Origin of the sequence: Diaphorobacter sp. C33, assembly GCF_030503915.1 — a bacterium.
Lineage (GTDB): Bacteria > Pseudomonadota > Gammaproteobacteria > Burkholderiales > Burkholderiaceae_C > Diaphorobacter > Diaphorobacter nitroreducens.
This window is the reverse complement of sequence record NZ_CP129980.1, coordinates 386,833-408,364: the sequence shown is the minus strand read 5'-3', so window position 1 is coordinate 408,364 and position 21,532 is coordinate 386,833. Positions and strand designations below refer to the sequence as shown.

Sequence of the window (21,532 nt, the reverse complement as noted above, 5' to 3'; positions counted from 1 at the left end):
ACGCAGATGACCGGGAAACCCGCGCCCACCCCGCGCCCCGACGAGGCCGACTTCTCGAACCACACGCCCATGATGGCGCAGTACCTGGCCCTGAAGGCCCAGCACCCCGACACGCTGCTGCTGTACCGCATGGGCGACTTCTACGAGCTTTTCTACGCCGATGCCGAGAAGGCCGCGCGCCTGCTGGACATCACCCTCACCCAACGCGGCCAGTCGGCCGGCCAGCCGGTGACCATGGCGGGCGTGCCCTTTCATGCGCTGGAGAACTACCTGGGCCGCCTCATCAAGATGGGCGAGTCGGTCGCCATTGCCGAGCAGGTGGGCGAAGTGGGCGCCGCCAAGGGCCCCGTGGAGCGCAAGGTGGTGCGTGTGGTCACCCCCGGCACGCTCACCGATAGCGAACTGTTGTCCGACAAGAGCGAGTCCATGCTGCTGGCCGTGCACCAGGGCGCGCGTGCGCGCTGCGGCCTGGCGTGGCTCTCCGTCACCCAGGGTGTGGTGCAGCTGGCCGAATGTGCACAGGCCGACGTGGGCACCTGGCTCGCACGCATTGCCCCCAGCGAGGTGATCTACAGCGCGGGCGTCACCCAGCGCTTTGAAGAACAACTGACCCAGTTGCGCCAGGGCGGCGTGTTCACCTGCCCCATGAGCCTGCGGCCCGACTGGCAGTTCGATGGTGCCCTGGGCGAGCGCAAGCTGCTGGAGCAGCTCGGCGCGGCCAGCCTGCAGGCCTGGAATGCCGAGGCCCTGCCCCACGCCCATGCCGCCGCCGCCGCGCTGCTGCAGTACGCCGAACACACGCAAGGCCGCGCACTCACCCATGTGCACGGCGTGCGCGTACAGCAAAGCGACGAACTGATCCACCTGCCCCTGGCCACGCGGCGCAACCTGGAGCTGGTGAAGACCCTGCGCGGCGAGGACGCGCCCACGCTGTTCTCGCTGCTGGACACCTGCATGACCGGCATGGGCAGCCGCCTGCTCAAGACCTGGCTGCTGGAGCCGCGCCGCGACCGCAGCGACGCGCGCCAGCGCCTGGCGGCCACGGCCGCGCTGCGCGGCGCCGGCAGCGGCCAGGGCCCGTGGCAGCTCCTGCGCAGCGAACTGCGCGGCGTGAGCGACGTGGAGCGCATCACCGCGCGCATCGCGCTGCGGCAGGTGCGCCCGCGCGAGCTGGTGGCGCTGTGCAAGACGCTACAAAAAGCAGAGCTTCTCGCGCTTAACAGTCAAGCGCCAGAGCCGTTTTTGGCCCAAATCTTCAGCCACCTGCAGCCCCCCGTCGACTGCGCGGCACTGCTGCGTGCCGCCATCCTGGAGGAACCCGCCGCGCTGGTGCGCGACGGCGGCGTGATCGCGCCGGGCTTCGATGCCGAGCTGGACGAGCTGCGCGGCATCCAGAACAACTGCGACGACTTCCTGCTCGACCTGGAGACGCGCGAGAAGGCGCGCACCGGCATCCCCAACCTGCGTGTGCAGTTCAACAAGGTGCATGGCTTCTACATCGAGGTCACCAGCAGCCACGCGGACAAGGTGCCCGAGGACTACCGCCGCCGCCAGACACTGAAGAACGCGGAACGCTTCATCACGCCCGAGCTGAAGACCTTCGAGGACAAGGCACTGTCGGCCCAGGAACGCGGCCTCGCACGCGAGAAGTGGCTGTACGAGCAGGTGCTGGACCAGCTGCAGCCGCATGTGCCCCAGCTCACGCGGCTGGCGCAGGCGCTGGCCACGCTGGACGTGCTGTGCACGCTGGCCGAGCGCTCGCTCACGCTCAACTGGTGCGCACCGCAATTCGTCAACGAGCCCTGCATCGACATTGAGGCGGGCCGCCACCCCGTGGTGGAGGCCCGGCTGGCCGAAACATCGAGCGGCGCCTTCATCCCCAACCACACGCGCCTGCACGCCAACGCGCGCATGCAGATCATCACCGGCCCCAACATGGGCGGTAAGTCCACCTACATGCGGCAGGTCGCCCTGATCGTGCTGCTGGCGAGCATGGGCAGCCACGTGCCGGCCGCGGCCTGCCGGCTGGGTCCCATCGACGCGATCCACACCCGCATCGGCGCGGCCGACGACCTGGCCAATGCCCAGTCCACCTTCATGCTGGAGATGACCGAAGCGGCGCAGATCCTGCACGCCGCCACGCCGCACAGCCTGGTGCTGATGGACGAGATCGGCCGCGGCACCAGCACCTTCGACGGGTTGGCGCTGGCCAGCGGCATCGCCACCCATCTGCATGACAAGACCCGCGCGTTCACGCTGTTTGCCACGCATTACTTCGAGTTGACCGAGCTAGCGGCGCGCCACCCGCACGCGGTGAACGTGCACGTGGGCGCCACCGAGTCCGGCCACGACATCGTCTTCCTGCACGAGATCCAGCCCGGCCCCGCCAGCCGCAGCTACGGCATCCAGGTGGCGAAGCTGGCGGGGGTGCCCGCCGCCGTGCTGCACCACGCGCGCCACACGCTCGCCGCGCTGGAAGAACGCGCGGGCGAGGATGAGCTGCAGGTGGACCTGTTCGCTCCGCCGCCCGCGCCCGAGGTGGCGGCCGTGAGCCCCGTGGAGTCCGCCCTGGCGCAGATCCACCCGGACCAGCTGTCGCCCCGCGAGGCGCTGGACGCGCTCTACCAGCTCAAGCGGCTGAGCACGCCCGGGTTTGAATAAAATAAGGCTCTAGCGCTTGCCAGTAAAGGGCTAGCAGCTATGTTTATGATAGCAAACAAACCCTGATAAGCATGCCCGCCCTGCGCCCACCGCAGCGCCGCAGCCGCGACACGGCCGCCCGGCAAAGCGCCCTACACTCGCCCTCTTCGCCTTCACAGCCCATCCCATGACGTACTGCGTCGCCATCAAGCTCAACGCCGGCCTGGTGTTCCTGTCCGATTCGCGCACCAACGCCGGGCTGGACCAGATCAGTTCCTTTCGCAAGATGATGGTCTACGAGCAGGCCGGTGACCGCTTCATGGTGCTGCTGTCGGCCGGCAACCTGAGCATCTCGCAGTCGGTGCGCGAAATCCTGCAGGTCGAGCAGATCCAGGAGCCCGGCGACAGCACGCCCATCACGCTGTGGAACGCCACCAGCATGTTCGACGTGGCGCGCGTGCTGGGCGCGGCGGTGCGCCGCGTGTACGAGCGCGACGGCGCCGCACTGCAGCGCGCGGGGGTGGACTTCAACGTCTCCCTGCTGCTGGGCGGCCAAATCAAGGGCGAGGGCATGCGCCTGTTCCATGTGTATTCGGCAGGCAACTTCATCGAGGCCACGGCCGAGACGCCGTACTTTCAGGTGGGCGAGTCCAAGTACGGCAAGCCCGTGCTGGACCGCGTGATCACGCCCCACACGCCGCTGAGCGAGGCGGCCAAGTGCGCGCTGGTGTCCATGGACAGCACGCTCAAGTCCAACCTCTCGGTCGGCCTGCCGCTGGACCTCGTGGTGTACGAGGAGGGGCGCCTCGCCACCGACAAGATCGTGTGCATCGACGAGCACAACCCCTACTTCCGCATGCTGCACGACAGCTGGGGCGAGAAGCTGCGCCAGGTGTTCGACAGCATCGAGGACCCGGCATGGAACGGCGGCGTGACCGAAGTGCCCATCCGCGTGGAGCCCCTGCGCTGCCGGCCCATCAAGAAGATCACCACACCGCGCGACAAGCTCGTGTGAACCGTTCCATGGCCTGCATCGTTTTCTCCCACGCCAACAGTTTCCCCGCCGGCACCTACCGCGTGCTGTTCGATGAACTGCGCGAGCGCGGCTTTCGCGTCAGCGCCATCGAACGCTATGGCCATGACGAGAAATACCCTGTCAGCAACAACTGGCCCCACCTGGTGCAGCACCTGGCGGACTTTGCCGCCGAGCAGCAGCAACGCAGCGGCGAACAGGCCTTTCTGGTGGGCCATTCGCTCGGGGGCTTCCTGAGCGTGATGGCTGCCGCGCGCCACCCCGAGCTGGCACGGGGCGTGGTGCTGATCGACTCGCCCCTCATCGGCGGCTGGCGCGCCAGTGCCCTGGGGGTCGCCAAGCAGACGCAGGTGGTGGGCGCCGTCTCGCCCGGGCGCGTGAGCCGCGCGCGGCGCAACAGCTGGTCCAGCAACGAGGAGGCGCTGGAGCACTTTCGCCGCAAGAAGGCCTTCGCCCACTGGGACCCGCGCGTGCTGCGGGACTACGTGGCGCACGGCCTGCAGGACCAGGACGGCAAGCGCGTGCTGGCCTTTGACCGCGCGGTGGAAACCCAGATCTACAACACCCTGCCCCACAACCTGGCCCGGCTGCTGCACGCGCATCCGCTGCGCTGCCCGGCCGCCTTCATCGGCGGGCGCGATTCCGCCGAGATGCGCCAGGTGGGCATGGCGATGACCCAGCGCATCACCCAGGGCCGCGTGACGATGCTGGACGGCAGTCACCTCTTTCCCATGGAGCAGCCCCGCGCCACGGCCGCGGCGATCGAAGCCGCGCTGCTGAACCTGGCCCACATCGCGGATTCCTGACACGCGCAGTCCGCAACAGCCCGCGGCAGCCCGCGGCGACTTGCCCTCTATCCGCTCACACCGCAGTCGTTACGCGGTGATACATTTGAACCTCCTGCGGAGGGTGCGATGCGGCTCTTGCTGTTGCTCTGGTGCGGAATCTTGCCTGGCGGCGCGCGGCTGCGCGCGGTGCTGGGCGGAATGCTGTGCCTGCTCGGCGCGCTGCACCCCGGCCCGGCGCAGGCCTGCAGAGCCACGGTGCTGGAGCCGGGCAGGGGCCCCGTGGATCTGTGGGCCCACCTGTGCATGCGCTCTGACCCCACGCTGGCACGCACGGTGCAGGAGATGCTGGCCACGCCCACGGCGTTCGCGGCACCTGTGACGCGCGGCGGTTCACTGGGCGTGCGCCCGGATGCCGTGTGGCTGAAGGCGACACTGGTCCCCCAGGCGCGCGCAGGGCCCTGGGTCATCAATGTGGACTTCCCGCTGCTGAACGAACTCGACGTCTATCTGGTGGCGGACGGCGAGGTGCTGCAGCATCACGCCCTGGGCAACCTGCAGCAGCCCAGCCCCCACGCGCTGGATTGGCGCACCCCCGCGGTGGTTCTGGCGCTGGAGCACGAACGCACTTACGAGCTGCTGGTGCGCGTGCGCACGCTGGGCGGAATGATTGTTCCGCTGCACATCGGCACCTGGCGCGACATGGCTGCGCCCATGCTGCGCGAGCAGATGCTGCAGGGCCTGTTCTTGGGCCTGGCGCTGTGCCTGTTCATCTACGGTCTGCTGCAGGCCGTCGCGCTACGGGAAAAGGTGTTCGCCTACTACGCGCTGCTGGTGCTGGGCAGCGCGGGGTTTTCCATCCATTTCTTTGGCATCGGCAGCCTGCTCATCTGGGGGCACCACCCCTGGATGCAGCAGCATGCCGGCCCGCTGTTCGTCTTCATTGCGGTGATCGGCGCCTTCCTGTTCATGGGGCACTCGCTGGCGCGCGACAACCGGCCCGGTCGATTTCTGCGCACCATGCAGGGAGGAGCCGCGCTGTCCGTCCTGCTCTGCGCCGCGTTTCTGTCAAACGTTTTGAACACGCCCGCGACCCTCGCCACGCTGGCACTTCTGGGGCCGCTGCCGGCGTTGGTCAGCCTGCCCGTGGCCGCGCGGCGCATGCACGAGAACGACCCCGTGAGGCACACACTGCTGCTCGCATGGCTGGCGTATATCGGCACCGCCGTCGCGCTCGCTCTGCTGGTGCATGGGGAGCTCCCCGGCCGGTTCTGGCCCATGCACCTCTTCCAGATCGCAGCCGTGGTCAACATGCTGCTGTTCATGCGCATGCTGGGCCTGCGCCACGCACGCCTGCGTGACGCAGTGCAAGACGCCAGCCGGGAGCGCGATGCGCTCATGTCGCTGGCCCGCACCGACCCCCTCACCGGCCTGCCCAACCGGCGCGGCCTGGACGCAGCCCTGGGCGCCGCGCTGCCCCATGCGCAAGCCGACCGGCTGCTGGCCGTGTTTATGCTGGACCTGGACGGCTTCAAACCCGTCAACGATCAGCATGGGCACGCCGTGGGCGACCGGCTGCTGGTGGCCGTGGCGCAGCGGCTGCGCGCCCATTTGCGCCACGCCGACCTGATCGCACGGCTGGGCGGGGACGAATTCGTCGTCATGGCCCAGCAGCTGCCCAGCGTGATGCAGGCGCACGATCTCGGGATCGCACTGCTGGAATCCTTCCTGACGCCGTTTTACGTGCAGGGCGTCGAGATCCGCGTGGGGTTGACGATCGGCTACGCACTCGCGCCCGACGACGCCTGCGACGCCGGCACCCTCATCCGTCTGGCGGATGCCGCCATGTACAGCGGCAAGCAGCGGGGCAAGTTCTGCGTGCGCCGCAACAAGGGGGACCTGGCGCTGGCGTCGTCCTGACGCGGCTATTCGGCCCAGGTCACCAGGCCGCTCCATGCCGTGGCCAGCACCACCAGGCCAAACGCGATGCGATACCAGGCGAACGGCACGAAGCTGTGCGAGCTGATGTAGCGCAGCAGCCAGCGCACGCACAGCCAGGCGCTGATGAACGAAAACACCAGTCCCACGGCAAACAGCGGAATGTCGGCCGCCGACAGCAGCGCGCGCTCCTTGTAGAGGCTGTAGACGCCTGCGCCGATCAGCGTGGGGATGGCGAGAAAGAACGAATAGTCGGTGGCCGCCTTGCGCGACAGCCCCAGCAGCATGCCGCCGATGATGGTGGCACCGCTGCGGCTGGTGCCGGGCACCATGGCCAGGCACTGCACCAGGCCGACCTTCAGCGCGTCCAGCGGCGTCATGTCGTCCACGGCATGGATGCGCACGGCGGCCTGCTGGCGCCGCTCGGCCCAGAGGATGACGAAGCCGCCCAGGATGAAGGTGCTGGCCACCACCACCGGCGTGAACAGATGCGCCTTGATGGCCTTGCCCAGCAACAGGCCCAGCAGCACGGCCGGGAGAAAGCCGATCAGCACGTTCAAGGCGAAACGACGCGCCTGCCGCTCGGTGGGCAGCGCCACCAGCGTCGCGCGGATGCGCTGCCAATAGACCAGAATGACCGCGAAAATGGCGCCGGTCTGGATGGCGATGTCGAAGACCTTGGCCTTGGCATCGTCAAACCCGAGCAGCGACCCGGCCAGGATCAGGTGGCCGGTGGAAGAGATGGGGAGGAATTCGGTCAGCCCTTCGACCACGCCCATGATGGCGGCCTTGAGCAGCAAGAGAGTGTCCACGCAAGCGTCCTGACAGCGAAAAAGCAAAGCGCGGATTATCAGCCCCGTGCGGCGTGACACGGGTGTCACGCCCTGTGTCCTGCCGGGCCATACGCCAGAACGGCTCCGCTCGCGCCCGCCAGGCAACCGCCCGCGCCACGCGGCTGCCGTTCGTCGCAATGCACTGTTTGGTGGGCCCCTCTCCTTGCACAGTACGGCAACGGGGTGCAGTACCCCGTCTGGAGACGCGCCATGCATCACTCTCTTCATTCCCCGAACCACCCGGATACCCTCGACCGCCTGGCCCGGCGGCGCGCGGGTGCCAAGCTGGGCTGGCTGTTGCACGCGGGCGTCTACCTCACCGTTCAGCTGGCGCTGGCGGGCCTGGCGCTGATGCAGGGGCGGACTTGGACGCCCTACCCCGCTCTCGGTTGGGGTCTGGGCCTGCTGCTGCATGGGGCGGTCGTGTGGCTGGCCCTGCCCGGAGCCCACTGGCGCGAAGCGCTTGTCGCACGCGAGCGGGCGGCGCTGGCACGCGAGCGCAGCGGCCACAACGACTCGGCACCGCAATGACGGGCCGGCCCTGCAGCACAATGGCTCGTACCCCGCCTGTTCCATGAGCGTCAACCACCCCATCGCCTTCCTCTGCCGGCTGCTGACCACGGCGGCGTTCTGCTGCCTGGTGGCGCTGGGCGTCACACTGGCGAGATCCACGCCCTGGGATGCGAACCTGGTGTATTCGCTCACCATCGGCCTGGTGAGCTGGTTCACGGTGGACCTGGGGCGCATGGCGCTCACACGCCACAGCGCCATTCCGTGGCCGCGGCGGCCATGGGGAGCGGTACTCATCTTTGCGGGCACGGCCATGGGCTTTGTCTCCGGCTCGGTGGTGGGACACCTGTACAACGGCGGCGCACTGGGCGACCTGGCCTGGCTGCGCGGGCACGAGGCCGTGTCCACCCTGGTCGTCACCATCGCGGCCAGCGCATCCATCTCGTTTTTCTTCCACAGCCGGGGCAAGGCGCGCTTTCTGCAGGCGCGCGTGGCCCAGGTGCAGCGTGACGCGGCCGAGGCACGCCTGAAGCTGCTGGAAACGCAGCTGGAGCCGCACATGATGTTCAACACCCTGGCCAACCTGCGCGTGCTGGTGGCCACGGATCCGCCGCGCGCCCAGGAGATGCTGGACCACTTCATCGCCTACCTGCGCGCCACCCTGGGCGCATCGCGCGCCGCGCTGCACCCATTGGCCGACGAGTTCGCGCGGCTGCAGGACTACCTGGCCCTCATGGCCGTACGCATGGGCCCGCGCCTGGACTACACCCTGGAACTGCCCGAGGCTTTGCGCAACGTGCCCGTCCCGCCCCTGCTGCTGCAGCCGCTGGTGGAGAACGCCATCCGCCACGGCCTGGAGCCACAGATGCAGGGTGGGCACATCCACGTACAGGCCGCGCTGCTGCAGGGCGGCACCCCGGCGGCGCGCGTGCAGCTGGCCGTGCGTGACACCGGCGCGGGCCTGCGCGACACACCACCCACGGGCACCGCGGGCACGACCACCGCGCGCTTTGGCCTGCAGCAGGTGCGCGAGCGGCTCGCCACCCTGTACGGCGACGCTGGCACTCTCGAATTGATAGCTGCTAGCGCCCAGGGCACGGCCTGCATCATCACTTTTCCCTTGAAGCACCATGCACTCGACATTCCCCCGAGCCCTGATTGCCGAGGATGAGCCGCTGCTGGCCGCGGCCCTGCGCCACGAGCTGCAGCAGGCCTGGCCCGCGCTGGAGATCGCTGCGAGCGTGGGCGACGGCCTGAGCGCCGTGCGTGAGGCGCTGGCACTGCGCCCCGACGTACTGCTGCTGGACATCCGCATGCCCGGCCAGAGCGGCCTGGAGGCGGCGGCAGAGCTGGCCGATGCCTGGCCCGATACCGCAGCCTTTCCCGCGCTGGTCTTCGTCACCGCCTACGACCAATACGCCGTACAGGCCTTTGAAGCCCAGGCGGTGGACTACCTGCTCAAACCCGTGCAGCCCGCGCGGCTGCGCCAGACGGTGCAGCGGCTGCAGCAACTGCTGGCACAGCGCGGCGCCCCTGGCGCGCTGCCGGCGCTGGAGCAAGCGCTGACCCAGTTGCGCGCTTTGGCGCAGGCCCCAGGGCTGGGCGGATCGGTGCAGCCCCCAGCGGGCGGCGGCGCGCCGCTGCGCATGATCCAGGCCAGCAGCGGCACGCAGATCCACCTCGTGCCTGTGCAGGAGGTCGTGTACTTCGAGGCGGCCGACAAGTACGTGCGTGTGCTCACCGCCGAGCGTGAATACCTGATCCGCACGCCACTCAAGGAACTGGCCGGGCAGCTAGATCCGGCCGACTTCTGGCAGGTGCACCGGGGCACGCTGGTACGTGCCGCCGCCATCGCCAGCGCCATACGCGACGAAGCGGGCCGGATGCATCTGCAGCTGCGGGGCAGGCCTGAGCGGCTGGCGGTGAGCCGGCTGTATGCGCCGCTGTTCAAGGCCATGTAAGCGCGGGCCGGTGCGCACGGCGCCTGCACGCGCGCCGCGTCCGGTGTAGCCTCGGGCCCCATGCCCAACGCCCCCTCCGCCGCGCCGCTTCCACCCGCCCCCATCGCCATGGCGCCGCGCGCCGCCCTGCTGATGCTGGTGGCGCTGACCTCGGGCTTCGCATTGAGCTCGGCCTTTCGCACCGTGGCCGCCATCATGGCCGCGCCGCTGCAGGCGGACTTCGGGCTGTCGCCGCAAGCGCTGGGGGTGTTCGCGGGCACCTTCCATTTCGCCTTTGGCGCCATGCAGCTTTTCATGGGCATCGGCATCGACCTGTATGGCGTGCGCCGCACGATCCTGGCGGCGTTTCCGCTGTGTATCGCGGGGGCGCTGCTGTCGGCGCTGGCGCCGGGCTACGGCGCGCTGCTGCTGGGCCAGGCGCTGATCGGCGTGGGCTGCGCGCCGGCCTTCCTGGTGTGCACGGTGTTCATTGCACGGCATTTCGCGCCGCAGCGCTTCGCGGCGATGTCGGGCATGGCGATGGCGCTGGGTACGCTGGGCATGCTGTTCACTGGCACGCCTCTGGCCTGGCTGGTGCAGCAGTGGTCCTGGCGCGCGGGCTTCGTGGTGCTGGCGGCGCTGGCGCTGGCGGCTTGGCTGTGGATCTGGCGCAGCGTGCATGAGCCTGCGGCCGCACATGCGCAGCAGGAGGCCCCGCGCGAGTCCGTGCGCGAGGCGGTGCTGCGCTTCGCCGCGCTGTTCACCGTGCCGCACACCTGGGGCATCGTGGTGCTGGGCGCGGTGACCTATGCGGCGCTCATCTCCCTGCGCGGCCTGTGGCTGGGGCCCATGCTGATCGAGCGCCACGGTTTCTCGCTGGTGCAAAGCGGCAACGTGGCGCTGGCCCTGTCGGTGGTGGCGCTGTGCGGGCCGATGCTGTTCGGCCGCATCGACCCCGGCCCCGCCCGGCGCCGCCGCTGGATCGTGACCTGCACCCTGGCCATGGCGGTCCTGTTCGCGGCCATGGTGCTGCCGCACTCCGCCCTGCTGGACGTGGCCTGCATGCTGGCCGTGGGGCTGCTGTCAGGCTTCATCGTGCTGCAGTACGCAGACGTGCGCGCGGCCTACCCGGCGGCGCTCACCGGGCGGGCCATGGCGGTGTTCACCATGGCCATGTTCCTGGGTGTGGCGGCCATGCAGTGGCTCACGGGGCTGGTGGCGTCCCTTGCCAAGCGCGGGGGGACGGACCCTTACCTGGCAGTGATGGCCAGCATCGCCGTGCTGCTCGCGTTGGCGGCGCTGGCGTTTCGGCTGCTGCCGCATCCGCCGCAGGGTGAAAGATAGCAGTCAAATCTGCCGTTATCTCTTACAGGATAAGCGCAAATAGCTATCAATTAAATAGCGTCACATGCCAACTGCCCCAGCGCACTTTCACAGCGAGCTGGCGCTGGAGCCGTCGCCCCGGTAGAGCCAGGGCACGTCCAGCAGCCGCTCTCCCAGCAGCCGCAACGCCGTGTCGCGCCCCCAGCGCACGAGGCCCGTGGCATGGAAGATGCGCCCGTTGCGCCGCGAGCGCTCCTGCACGCGCGCGTTGCGCTGCCAGCGGTTGAGCGCGTAACGGCGCAGGCGCAGCGGCACTTCCAGGTCGTGCATGGCCAGGGCGCGCTGCAGCTCGGCCGCGTCCTCGATGGCCATGCCGGCGCCTTGCGCCAGGTAGGGCCGCATGGGGTGTGCCGCGTCGCCCAGCAAAGCCACCAAGCCCTGCGCCATCTCTTGCGGGCCGGCGACGGGCGGGCGGTCCAGCAGCGGCCACAGGCGCCAGCCGCTGCCCGCCTGCGGCACGGCGCGAATCAAGTCCTGCAGCGGCGTGCAGGTGCGGGCCAGCGCGGCCTCCAGATCGGCCGCGTTGGCGCCATGGTCCCAGGAATCGAGGTCGGCCGGCGGCTGCCCGTGGCGGATGGCCACCACGTTCAGCAATTCGCCACGGCGCAGCGGGTACTGCACCACGTGCAGACGCGGCCCCAGCCAGGCGGTCACCTGCTGGCTGCGCAGCGCCTGGGGTAGCGCGTCCTGGCGCACCACGGCGCGGTAGGCGAGGTGACCGGAGACTCGCGTGGGCGTCTCACCCAGCAAACGCATGCGCGTGCCGCTGCGCAGGCCGTCGGCGCCGATGAGCGCATCGCCTTCGATCAGCAGATCTTGCGCACCGCCCTCGCTGTCGCTTCCCGGGCCGGGGCGCGCTACGCGCACGGTGACCACGCCACCGTCTTGCGCATGGTGCACGATGGAATGGCCCAGGTTCAGGTGCACACCAGTGCGCTCGCGCAATGCATCGAGCAGCAGGCCGTGCAGGTCCGCACGGTGGATGGTGGCGTAGGCGGCGCCGTAGCGCTCGATGGCGGTGTTACCCAGGCGCAGCGCCGCCAACTCAGCGCCGGTGAGCGCACTGCGCACCTGCAGACGCTCGGGGAAGGCGGCCACGGCCTGCAGCGCCCCCTGCAGGCCCCAGGCCTGCAGCCGGCGCACCACGTTCGGCCCGATCTGCACGCCGGCGCCCACCTCGGTGAACTCCGCGGCACGCTCGAAGAGGCGCACTTCCCACCCGGCACGCGAGCTACCCAGGGCGGCAGCCAATCCTCCGATGCCACCGCCTGCGATCAAGACTTGTTTCTGCATGGACCGATTGTCCGCCCACCGGCAGCCACCCTGCTATCAGCGGCGCACCAGGCATGGCGCAATCCCACGGCGCGCAGACCAGATCGCACCGCCTGGGGCCGCAGCATCGCGTCCTAAGAGATGGAATCACGCACTCAGCAACTGCCGCAGTACATACGGCAGGATGCCGCCCGCACGGTAATAGTCCACCTCGATGGGTGTATCGATGCGCAGGGTGACGGCCACTTCCTGGCAGGAACCATCCGCACGGCGGATGACCAAGCGCGCCTCGCTTTGCGGTGTGAGCGCGGGGTCTGGAATCACGTCGATCACCTCGTCGCCTTGCAGGCCCAGGCTCTGCCACGAGTCGTTGTCGCGCAGCTGCAGCGGCAGCACCCCCATGCCCACGAGGTTGGAGCGGTGGATGCGCTCGAAGCTGCGCGCCACCACCGCCTTGATGCCCAGCAACTGGGTGCCCTTGGCCGCCCAGTCCCGGCTGGAGCCGGTGCCGTATTCCTCCCCCGCGAAGATCACCGTGGGCGTCTTGTTGGCGATGTAGTGCATCGCGGCGTCGAAGATGAACATCTTCTGGCCCTGCATCGGTCCCTCGCCCTGAAAGAGGGTGACGCCCCCCTCCTCGCGCGAGCCGTCGGCCAGCGGCGGGATCATGAGGTTCTTGATGCGCACGTTGGCAAAGGTGCCGCGCATCATCACGTCGTGGTTGCCGCGGCGCGCGCCATAGCTGTTGAAGTCGGGCTTGGCCACCCCGTGCTGCAGCAGCCACTGGCCGGCGGGAGAGGTTTCCTTGATGGAGCCTGCGGGAGAGATGTGGTCCGTGGTGATGGAGTCGCCGAACAGCGCCATGATGCGGGCACCCATCACGGATTCAGAGGTTTTTTGGCCCGTAACGCCCTGTTTATCAGCGCTGGCAGCTACTGAATCGAGAGCAAAATCCGCGAAGAATGGCGGCTCCGCGATATAGGTGCTGCCGGGCCACACATAGACGTCTCCGTCCACCCCGCGGATCTTGTTCCACAGGGCTCCGGGGTCGGTCTTGACCTTGGCGTAGTTCTCCTTGAAGGCCTTGCCGTTCATGGCGTACTTCATGAGCGCATGGATCTCGTCGCTGGTGGGCCAGATGTCGCCCAGGTACACGTCGCGCCCGCCCTTGCCCTTGCCGACCGGTTCGGTCATGAGGTCCTTGAGCACCGTGCCCGCGATCGCATAGGCCACCACCAGCGGCGGGCTGGCCAGGAAGTTGGCTTTGAGGTTGGGGTGGATGCGCGCCTCGAAATTGCGGTTGCCCGACAACACCGCGGCACACACCAGGTCATTGCTGGTGATGACCTCGTTGAGCTCGGGCGCCAGATCGCCCGCATTGCCGATGCAGGTCGTGCAGCCATAGCCCGCCAGGGCAAAGCCCAGCTTTTCCAGATAGGGCAGCAGCCCGGTCTGCGTGAGGTATTCGGTCACGATGCGCGAGCCCGGCGCCAGCGAGGTCTTGATATGCGGCGCGACCCGCAACCCTGCCTCCACCGCTTTCTTGGCCAGCAGGCCCGCAGCCAGCAGTACGCTGGGGTTGGAGGTGTTGGTACAGCTGGTGATCGCCGCGATCAGCACGTCGCCGTTGCCGATGGTCGGGTCCGCCCCCTTGGCGGGCAAATGGATCGCCGCGTCTTCGTGCTGCACCTCCAGGCGCGGCTTGTTCTGCTCCATCTCGACCAGGAAGCGCGGCGCCCCTTCGGGTGCGGGTTTTTCGCTGGGGGCCCCCTCGGTCACGGGCGCCATGCGCCGGTGGATATGGTGGCGCGTGTGCAGCAGCTCAGCGGGCTGGTTGAAACCCGACTCGGCCACCGGCTTGCTGAACAACTCGGCAAACTGGCGGCACACGTTGCCCAGTTCGATGCGGTCCTGCGGGCGCTTGGGGCCGGCCAGGCTGGGGGTGACATCCCCCAGATCCAGACGCACCACCTGCGAGTAGTCGATCTCCCCCGCGCGCGGCACACCGAACAGGCCTTGTGCGCGAAAGTACGCTTCAAACGCATCGATCTCCGCCTTGGTGCGCCCCGTGCCGCGGAAGTAGTCGATGGTCTTCTCGTCCACCGGGAAGAAACCCATGGTGGCCCCATATTCCGGTGCCATGTTGCCGATGGTGGCGCGGTCGGGCAGCGCCAGGGTCCGCGTGCCTTCTCCAAAGAATTCCACGAACTTGCCCACCACCTTCTCGCGGCGCAGGATCTCGGTCACGGTGAGCACGAGGTCGGTGGCGGTGACACCCTCGCGCAGTTGGCCCGAGAGTTCGAAGCCCACCACGTCGGGTGTGAGGAAGTACACCGGCTGGCCCAGCATGGCGGCCTCGGCCTCGATGCCGCCCACGCCCCAGCCCACGACGCCAATGCCGTTGATCATGGTGGTGTGGCTGTCGGTGCCCACCAGCGTGTCGGGGTAGTACACGCCGTCGTTGCCCTTGTGCACGCCGCGTGCGAGGTATTCCAGGTTCACCTGGTGCACGATGCCAAAGCCCGGAGGCACCACACCAAAAGTGCTGAAGGCCTGCATGCCCCACTTCATGAACTCATAGCGCTCGCGGTTGCGCTGGAATTCCAGCTTCATGTTCAGGTCGAGGGCCTTCTTCGTGCCGTAGTAGTCCACCATGATGGAGTGGTCCACTACCAGGTCCACAGGCACCAGCGGTTCGATCTTGCGGGGGTTGTGGCCCAGGCGCTGGGCCACGCTGCGCATCGCGGCCAAATCGGCCAGCAGCGGCACGCCCGTGAAATCCTGCAACACGACGCGCGACACCACAAACGGAATCTCGTCCTTGCGCGGCGCATTGGGCGCCCAGCGAGCCAACTGCTCCACATGCTCTGCAGTGATGCGGCGGCCATCGCAATTGCGCAGTACGGATTCCAGCACGATGCGCAGGGACACCGGCAGCCGGTTCACCCCCGGAAACTGGCGCGCCAGCGCAGGCAGCGAATAGAACTTGCCGCTCTTTCCCGCCGCCGTGGCAAACGTCGCGAGCGTGGAAGCAAAAGCGTGACCGGGGTTGCGGGAGGCTGCCATACAAGAACTCCTGTGGGTAACGACAGAGCCCATTTTGGCAGCGCCACACTGCAGAGCCAACGCATCGCGAAATACCTTTACCCCACGCTGGGGGCAATCGGATTTAAATGAATACGCGTTCTGCGGTCGCGGCGCGGCCAGAAAGCACCGGTACAGCGCTCCTGCACCGTATCCGTTAATCGGTGCGTGGGCCACTTTACCGAGTGTCTGACATCAGCGGGGGCCTTTGACGCGCCCACCATATTGCCGCGCACCGCGCCACGAATACTGCGCCCCTCATAAGCGACAAAACCCGCCAAGGCCACGCCCCAGCGGGTTCTTCAAATCACACGCAAAACAGCGGTTAGGTCAGCCCGGAGAATTGCGCCGAGCCGCGCCGCCACGTGGTGTTCAAATAGCGAACTTCTCGCGGTCTTCGTTTTGAATCCATTTCGGCGCCTTGCCGCGGCCCGTCCAGGTCTGGCCCGTGGCGGGGTCGCGGTATTTGGGCGCGACCTTGGTTCCACTGGTTGCAGAAACGCGGCCCGTGCGGCCTGCAGGGAACACATCCTGCTGCGTCAGGCCATATTCCGCCACCAGTTCACGCACCTGCGAGATAGCAGCCGTCAATTCACGGCGTCGCGCCTCGGTGATTTGCTGCTCAAGGGCTTCACGCTGTTTCAACAGTTCTTTGTAGCTGACGGTCATGGAGGTATGGAGCGTTAAGGATTAATGGGCACGCGGATTATAAAGTCCTAAACCCAATCCCGTTACAAGTTCATGGCAATTGGCCGCATAAAAAAGCAACGAACAACCCCAGCCCAGATCACTACCTCTCATGGACACCCTCAAGGAACCTTTTCTCGCGCAGGTGCACAAATGCATCCGTATCATTGCTTGCACCAAAATGGTGATTTGATTCAACTAGTTACTAACGCTTCTGGTTTGCGCAGCACTTTGCCAGCGTCGCATAGCCCTTCAAATAACCACCGATTCCACCCAGTTGGCGAGCACAATCGCCGCTTCTCCTGACTCTGTTCTAAGAATATGGCTCTATATTGTGTGGGCGACATCCAGGGTTGCGACAACGCCTTTGAACGCCTGCTCGCCACCATTGGATTCTCTCCCAGCCGGGACACGTTGTACGTGCTGGGTGATCTGGTGAACCGCGGCCCGGACTCCACCGCAGTGCTGCGCCGATGTATCACCCTCGGAGACAGCGTGCGGCCCCTACTGGGCAACCATGATTTGCACCTGCTCGCTGCCGCCTACGGCACGCGCCGACCGTCGCGGCGCGACACGCTGCAAGGCATCCTGCTGGCACCGGATCGGGACGAGATGCTCGAATGGCTGAGGCACCAGCCGCTGGCGCGGCGTGTGCACCATGGCGGCGGCGACCTGCTGATGGTGCATGCCGGCGTGTTGCCACAATGGACGGCAGAGGAGACGTTGGCATATGCCGGCGAAGTCGAAGCCGTCCTGCAAAGCCAGGAGTTCGCCGGTTTTCTGCAACAGATGTACGGGAATTCTCCCGACCTGTGGAGCCCGGAACTTCAGGGAACGGACCGCCTGCGCGTGATCGTGAATGCGCTCACGCGCATGCGCTTTTGCTCACCCGAGGGCCGTATGGATTTCGAGAGCACCGAAAGCGCCTCCGAGGCGCCTCCAGGGCTGGTGCCGTGGTTTGACGCACCCGGACGTCGCACGCTGAACACACTGATCGCCTTTGGCCACTGGTCCACGTTGGGCTGGCTGGATCGGGCGGACGTCCTCGGGCTGGACACCGGGTGCGTGTGGGGCGGCTGTCTGAGCGCGGTGCGTTTCGGCACGACACTGGCCGACCGCGAGCGCTACCACGTGGAATGCCCGCAGGCGCAAATGCCCGGTGCCTAGGCACGCTATCAACAATATAGCTTGGAGCGCTTGCTGTTCCGTCAGTTGAGCCGCAAATCGCCAAAAGCCTTCTTCGCGGCGCCGCTGGCCCGCGAAGAAAGCGTTTTCATCCTGCGCGCGCCGGCACTGGTCGCAGCGCGGCGAGCATTCCAGGGGAACTCCAGCGCGTGCCATCAGCGCTCGCCACGAGGGCTTCGACATGTGCGTGGCCCGCATGCCATGCAGGTGCTGCCGCAGGTCCCTGGACCATCAGCGCCGTGCCCCAGCCGTTGACGTCTTCGATACGCTCGGCCATGAGCGCCACGCCAGGCACACCTTCCGTGGGCCAACCCGTGCGGGGGTTGAGCACATGGTGCAGGCGGCGTCCTGCACGCAGGAAGCCCCGCTCGTAGTCGCCGGACGATGCCACCACGCCGCGCCCTTGCAGCTCCAGTACGCCCAGCAGCTGCGCCGGAGCGGAGGGATTGCGCACGCCCACACGCCAGGGACGGTCGTGCTGCCGGCCCATGACCAGGACATCGCCACCGCCGTTGACCAGCGCATCCGTGACGCCAGCGCGCTCCAACACTTGCAAGCCCGCCTGCAAAATAGGTAGCTTCGCCACGCCGCCCAGATCCAACCCCATGCCCGGCCGCGCAAGGTAGGCCGTTCCTGCGCGCTCGTCCAGCACGAGGTGGCGCGCGTTCACCAAACGCAGCGCCTGAGCGATCTCCTCAGGTGCCGGCGCGGCTTCGTGGCCTGGCTCAAAATGCCAGCCCCGCAGTGCACCGACGGTGGGATCAAAGGCGCCAGCACTTTCTTGGTGCAGGCGACGCGCCGTGCGCAGCACCTGCATCACTTCCGGGGCCACGTGCACGGCATGCCGGCCGGCGGCCGCGCCGAGCCGCGCCACGTCGCTGCCCTCCCGGTAACGGCTCATAAGCGCCTCCAGGCGCTCCATTTCCGCGAACGCGTGCAGCATCGCCTGCTGCACAGCGCCGGCATCGCGGCCATTGCCAACGGCAGCCGCGATGTCCACGCGTGTGCCCATGAGGGTACGGCTCGCGCGCATCAGGGGCTGCGCGCCCTCCACCATGCCAGCCAAAGCCTGGCGCGGGTCGAGGTACGCCAGCGCGCCCAGCAGCGGCAGCGCAAGGGCGAAGCGCCGCCGCGTCCACCGGTTGCCTACCGCCGGCATGCACCGATCTGAGTTCATCGCGAGCCCCTCCGGTCCTTACATCGACTGGTCAGCCATGAAATCCACGGCGGCCTTCACTTCGTCATCGCTCAGCGAAGCCGCGCCGCCGCGCGCGGGCATCATGCCCTTGCTGCCGGTGAAGCCTTCGATGGCGTGCTTGTAGAGCGTGTCCTTGCCCTGGGCAATACGCGGCGCCCAATCGGCCTTATCGCCAGGCTTGGGAGCCCCTGCAACGCCGGCCGCATGGCACATAGCGCAGGTTTTGCCGTACACGCTCTTACCGACGGTGTTCTCCGCCGTCGCGGGGGCGGCGGCAGGTGCTTGAGCGGCTGGCGCGGGAGCAGGGGTAGGCGCGGGAGCCGGTGCTTGCGCAGCGGGTGCAGGAGCAGGCGCGGGCGCCGGAGCGTCGTTTTTGCCACAGGCGGCGAGCAGCAGGGTTGCGGCGGCCAGCGCCATCGTGAGAGATGTCTTTTTCATGAAAGCCTTTCTTGTTGACGTCCAAAACCAAAAGGGCATCTTAGCCTGCGCCCCATGCAACGAGCCTGCCCTTCAATGGGTCGTCAGTTTGGTAGTTTCCAGAATCATTCATTTGATGTAAATCAACATCGAAAGAAACATTCAAAGTGAACATTTAGGCACTGTCACCACAGAGGTGGCTTCCAACACGCGCCGTTAGAGCCCATACTTCCGCCATGGATAAACTCCGCTCCCTGAACCTCCTACGCTGGTGGGCAGTGGCGTGGTTCGTCCTTGGTTTTGGGGCGGCACTGGCCTCCCCCCTCATTCAGCCGCGCACCATGGAACTGGTCTGTTCCAGTGCCAGCGGCGCCACCTTGGTGGTTCACCATGCCGGTAGCAATGCCGTGCTCGACACCCTGGGCATGGACTGCTCGCTGTGCCTGCCCAGCATGGAACCGCCGCAACCCGCCGTACTGACCGTGCCGGGCTGGCCCATCACCCATTCCGTACCCCTGCCACCGCCTCGTGTGGTGGCCGTTGCCCCCACGGCCGCGCCACCACCTGCGCGCGCGCCCCCATTTTCCGCTTGCACTACCTGAAAGAGGACATCATGAGCGACAAGAGAGAGAGCCTGAACCCTGAAACCGTCGGCATGGGACGCCGCCGGTTCATCAATACCGCTGCTTTGGCAGGACTGACCGTGGGCGTTGCCGCGTGCAACGACAAGCCCGCAGCCGCCCCTGCAGCATCCGGCACCCCTGCGCCGGCACCCGCCCCCGCTGCCGCCCACGCCGGCGCCAACGTGCACCTCAAGCCCGGTGAGCTCGATACCTACTACGGTCTTTGGAGCGGCGGCCACAACGGCGACGTTCGCGTGCTGGGCCTGCCCTCTGGTCGTGAACTCCTGCGCATTCCCTGCTTCGTGCCTGACGCCCTCGTGGGCTGGGGCATCACCAATGAATCCAAGGCCGTGATGGGCACCAAGCCCGACGGCAGCCTGCGCTACACCGTGGCGGACACCCACCACTTGCACGGCTCGTACAAGGACGGCAACTACGACGGTCGTTACGCCTGGGTCAACGACAAGATCAACAGCCGCATCGCCCGCATCCGCCTGGACTACTTCATCTGCGACAAGATCACCGAGCTGCCCAACGTGCAGGGCTTCCACGGCATCTTCCCCGACAAGCGCGATCCGGTCGATCCCAACATCAACTACACCACGCGCGTGTTCTGCGGCGCTGAATTCGGCATTCCCCTGCCCAACGACGGCAAGGATGTGAACGCCACCGAGAAGTACCGCTCGATGTTCACCTGCGTGGATGCCGAGACCATGGAAGTGCGCTGGCAGGTCCTGATCGACGGCAACTGCGACCTGACGGCCACGTCGTTCGACGGCAAGCTGGCAGCGACCAACCAGTACAACACCGAGAACGGTGTGCACTACGAAGACATGATGTCGGCCGAGCGCGACGCCTGCCTGTTCTTCAACATTGCCCGCATCGAAGAAGCCGTGAAGGCCGGCAAGTTCAAGACCTACGGCACGTCCAAGGTGCCCGTGGTGGACGGCACCCGCGAAGCCAACAAGGATGCCAAGACCGCTCTCACCGCCTATGTGAGCGTTCCCAAGAACCCGCACGGCGTGAACGCCAGCCCCGACCAGAAGTACTTCATCTGCGCCGGCAAGCTGTCGCCCACGGCCACCGTGATCGAACTGGCCAAGGTGCTGGACTGGTTCGACGGCAAGAGCGAGAAGCTCGACGACGCCATCGTCGCCGAGGTGGAAATCGGCCTGGGCCCGCTGCACACCGCCTTCGACGGCCGCGGCAACGCCTACACCACGCTGTTCCTGGACAGCCAGATCGTCAAGTGGAACATCGACAAGGCCATCGCCTTCCACAAGGGTGACAAGAACGCCACCTACGTCGTGGACCGCCTGGACGTGCACTACCAGCCTGGGCACATCAATGCCACGCACTCGGAAACCGTGGCCGCTGACGGCAAGTTCCTCGCCGTGGGTTGCAAGTTCTCCAAGGACCGTTTCCTGCCGGTGGGCCCCTTCCACCCCGAGAACGAGCAGTTGATCGACATCTCGGGCGACAAGATGGTGCTGCTGGCCGACCACCCAGTGCGCGGCGAGCCCCACGACTTCATCATCTTCAAGCGTGACATCGTGAAGCCCAAGCAGGTCTACGACCTGGACGAGTTCCCGCTGGCCGTCAAGGACGCCAAGGAATCCGGCGTCTTCCGCAACGGCAAGAAGGTCACGGTGAAGCTCACGTCGCAGGCCCCTGCCTTCAGCCTGCGTGAATTCACCGTCAAGAAGGGCGATGAAGTCACACTGATCCTCACGAACCTCGACAAGATCGAAGATTTGACGCACGGCTTCGCGGTGCCCAAGTACAACATCCAGTTCGTGATCAACCCGTTGGAGACGAAGTCGGTGACCTTCATCGCCGACAAGCCCGGTGTGTTCTGGGCTTACTGCTCCACGTTCTGCCATGCGCTGCACCTGGAAATGCGCACGCGCATGATCGTCGAAGCCTGATGATGCGCAACCCTCCTGGGCCTGGCCTGGGAGGGTTGCAAATCAAATTGGCTTCTTTCGCAGACGCAGCAAGCGG

General features: G+C 67.0%; 17 protein-coding genes. 11 read left to right on the top strand and 6 right to left on the bottom strand.

All coding sequences use genetic code 11. From position 1 onward, the window contains the following. The first annotated feature begins 6 nt into the window (after positions 1–6). From mutS to QY917_RS01945, 4 genes are all read left to right on the top strand, one after another. A complete protein-coding gene (gene mutS / locus QY917_RS01960; RefSeq protein WP_123675207.1) occupies positions 7–2,661 on the top strand; it encodes a DNA mismatch repair protein MutS in 2,655 nt (884 codons plus the stop codon). A 166-nt stretch (positions 2,662–2,827) separates the two neighbouring features. Continuing rightward, positions 2,828–3,655 (top strand): proteasome-type protease, encoded by an 828-nt coding sequence (locus QY917_RS01955; protein WP_123675206.1) that lies wholly within the window; start codon positions 2,828–2,830, stop codon positions 3,653–3,655. An 8-nt stretch (positions 3,656–3,663) separates the two neighbouring features. Further along, a complete protein-coding gene (locus QY917_RS01950) occupies positions 3,664–4,479 on the top strand; it encodes an alpha/beta fold hydrolase (protein WP_123675259.1) in 816 nt (271 codons plus the stop codon). A 108-nt stretch (positions 4,480–4,587) separates the two neighbouring features. After that, entirely contained in the window at positions 4,588–6,378 is a 1,791-nt protein-coding gene (locus QY917_RS01945) for a diguanylate cyclase (protein ID WP_123675205.1), read from the top strand. A 5-nt stretch (positions 6,379–6,383) separates the two neighbouring features. Here QY917_RS01945 and QY917_RS01940 read toward each other — a convergent pair whose 3' ends face one another. Continuing rightward, complete coding sequence (locus tag QY917_RS01940; RefSeq protein WP_123675204.1) at positions 6,384–7,208, bottom strand: undecaprenyl-diphosphate phosphatase; 825 nt, start codon at positions 7,206–7,208, stop codon at positions 6,384–6,386. A gap of 231 nt (positions 7,209–7,439) precedes the next feature. On the opposite strand from QY917_RS01940, the gene QY917_RS01935 reads away from it, so the two are divergent. Genes QY917_RS01935 through QY917_RS01920 form a run of 4 tightly spaced genes read left to right on the top strand, consistent with a single transcriptional unit; the run spans position 7,440 to position 11,023 of the window. Further along, positions 7,440–7,760 carry a 2TM domain-containing protein gene (locus tag QY917_RS01935; RefSeq protein WP_015912771.1) on the top strand — a complete coding sequence of 107 codons (321 nt, stop codon included), beginning with the start codon at positions 7,440–7,442 and terminating at the stop codon, positions 7,758–7,760. Between the two features lie 43 nt (positions 7,761–7,803). Continuing rightward, on the top strand, positions 7,804–8,910 hold the full coding sequence (locus QY917_RS01930; protein WP_123675203.1) for a sensor histidine kinase: 1,107 nt from the start codon (positions 7,804–7,806) through the stop codon (positions 8,908–8,910). Continuing rightward, entirely contained in the window at positions 8,870–9,700 is an 831-nt protein-coding gene (locus QY917_RS01925) for a LytTR family DNA-binding domain-containing protein (RefSeq protein ID WP_123675202.1), read from the top strand. Before QY917_RS01930 ends, QY917_RS01925 begins: the two co-directional genes overlap by 41 nt. 60 nt (positions 9,701–9,760) lie before the next feature. Continuing rightward, positions 9,761–11,023 (top strand): MFS transporter, encoded by a 1,263-nt coding sequence (locus tag QY917_RS01920; protein WP_123675201.1) that lies wholly within the window; start codon positions 9,761–9,763, stop codon positions 11,021–11,023. Positions 11,024–11,110: 87 nt separating this feature from the next. Here QY917_RS01920 and QY917_RS01915 read toward each other — a convergent pair whose 3' ends face one another. From QY917_RS01915 to QY917_RS01905, 3 genes are all read right to left on the bottom strand, one after another. Next, entirely contained in the window at positions 11,111–12,355 is a 1,245-nt protein-coding gene (locus QY917_RS01915) for an FAD-dependent monooxygenase (RefSeq protein WP_123675200.1), read from the bottom strand. A 126-nt stretch (positions 12,356–12,481) separates the two neighbouring features. Continuing rightward, entirely contained in the window at positions 12,482–15,400 is a 2,919-nt protein-coding gene (locus QY917_RS01910; protein ID WP_123675199.1) for an aconitate hydratase, read from the bottom strand. Positions 15,401–15,790: 390 nt separating this feature from the next. Further along, positions 15,791–16,087 carry an H-NS histone family protein gene (locus QY917_RS01905; RefSeq protein WP_011804577.1) on the bottom strand — a complete coding sequence of 99 codons (297 nt, stop codon included), beginning with the start codon at positions 16,085–16,087 and terminating at the stop codon, positions 15,791–15,793. A 339-nt stretch (positions 16,088–16,426) separates the two neighbouring features. Between QY917_RS01905 and QY917_RS01900 the strand changes: the two genes are divergently transcribed. Further along, positions 16,427–17,272, top strand: coding sequence for a symmetrical bis(5'-nucleosyl)-tetraphosphatase (locus QY917_RS01900; protein ID WP_123675198.1), 846 nt, complete (start codon positions 16,427–16,429; stop codon positions 17,270–17,272). A 106-nt stretch (positions 17,273–17,378) separates the two neighbouring features. On the opposite strand, the gene QY917_RS01895 is transcribed toward QY917_RS01900, so the two are convergent. After that, the gene (locus tag QY917_RS01895; protein ID WP_123675197.1) at positions 17,379–18,467 is read right to left on the bottom strand and encodes an FAD:protein FMN transferase; all 1,089 of its coding nucleotides are present in this window, start codon (positions 18,465–18,467) and stop codon (positions 17,379–17,381) included. An 18-nt stretch (positions 18,468–18,485) separates the two neighbouring features. After that, entirely contained in the window at positions 18,486–18,926 is a 441-nt protein-coding gene (locus QY917_RS01890; protein WP_041835930.1) for a cytochrome c5 family protein, read from the bottom strand. A 215-nt stretch (positions 18,927–19,141) separates the two neighbouring features. On the opposite strand from QY917_RS01890, the gene QY917_RS01885 reads away from it, so the two are divergent. Then, complete coding sequence (locus tag QY917_RS01885; RefSeq protein ID WP_015912763.1) at positions 19,142–19,507, top strand: hypothetical protein; 366 nt, start codon at positions 19,142–19,144, stop codon at positions 19,505–19,507. Positions 19,508–19,518: 11 nt separating this feature from the next. Then, positions 19,519–21,456: a TAT-dependent nitrous-oxide reductase gene (gene nosZ / locus QY917_RS01880; protein WP_047350834.1), complete on the top strand. Its 1,938-nt coding sequence runs from the start codon at positions 19,519–19,521 to the stop codon at positions 21,454–21,456. Positions 21,457–21,532 lie beyond the last annotated feature (76 nt).

Bases quoted from the DNA above. Each gene is read 5' to 3' on its own strand.
- mutS (WP_123675207.1), top strand. From the start codon at position 7: ATGACCGGGAAACCCGCGCCCACCCCGCGCCCCGACGAGGCCGACTTC.
- nosZ (WP_047350834.1), top strand. From the start codon at position 19,519: ATGAGCGACAAGAGAGAGAGCCTGAACCCTGAAACCGTCGGCATGGGA.
- QY917_RS01895 (WP_123675197.1), bottom strand. From the start codon at position 18,467: ATGAACTCAGATCGGTGCATGCCGGCGGTAGGCAACCGGTGGACGCGG.
- QY917_RS01885 (WP_015912763.1), top strand. From the start codon at position 19,142: ATGGATAAACTCCGCTCCCTGAACCTCCTACGCTGGTGGGCAGTGGCG.
- QY917_RS01925 (WP_123675202.1), top strand. From the start codon at position 8,870: ATGCACTCGACATTCCCCCGAGCCCTGATTGCCGAGGATGAGCCGCTG.
- QY917_RS01930 (WP_123675203.1), top strand. From the start codon at position 7,804: ATGAGCGTCAACCACCCCATCGCCTTCCTCTGCCGGCTGCTGACCACG.
- QY917_RS01945 (WP_123675205.1), top strand. From the start codon at position 4,588: ATGCGGCTCTTGCTGTTGCTCTGGTGCGGAATCTTGCCTGGCGGCGCG.
- QY917_RS01950 (WP_123675259.1), top strand. From the start codon at position 3,664: ATGGCCTGCATCGTTTTCTCCCACGCCAACAGTTTCCCCGCCGGCACC.
- QY917_RS01890 (WP_041835930.1), bottom strand. From the start codon at position 18,926: ATGAAAAAGACATCTCTCACGATGGCGCTGGCCGCCGCAACCCTGCTG.
- QY917_RS01920 (WP_123675201.1), top strand. From the start codon at position 9,761: ATGCCCAACGCCCCCTCCGCCGCGCCGCTTCCACCCGCCCCCATCGCC.
- QY917_RS01905 (WP_011804577.1), bottom strand. From the start codon at position 16,087: ATGACCGTCAGCTACAAAGAACTGTTGAAACAGCGTGAAGCCCTTGAG.
- QY917_RS01935 (WP_015912771.1), top strand. From the start codon at position 7,440: ATGCATCACTCTCTTCATTCCCCGAACCACCCGGATACCCTCGACCGC.
- QY917_RS01900 (WP_123675198.1), top strand. From the start codon at position 16,427: ATGGCTCTATATTGTGTGGGCGACATCCAGGGTTGCGACAACGCCTTT.
- QY917_RS01910 (WP_123675199.1), bottom strand. From the start codon at position 15,400: ATGGCAGCCTCCCGCAACCCCGGTCACGCTTTTGCTTCCACGCTCGCG.
- QY917_RS01955 (WP_123675206.1), top strand. From the start codon at position 2,828: ATGACGTACTGCGTCGCCATCAAGCTCAACGCCGGCCTGGTGTTCCTG.
- QY917_RS01915 (WP_123675200.1), bottom strand. From the start codon at position 12,355: ATGCAGAAACAAGTCTTGATCGCAGGCGGTGGCATCGGAGGATTGGCT.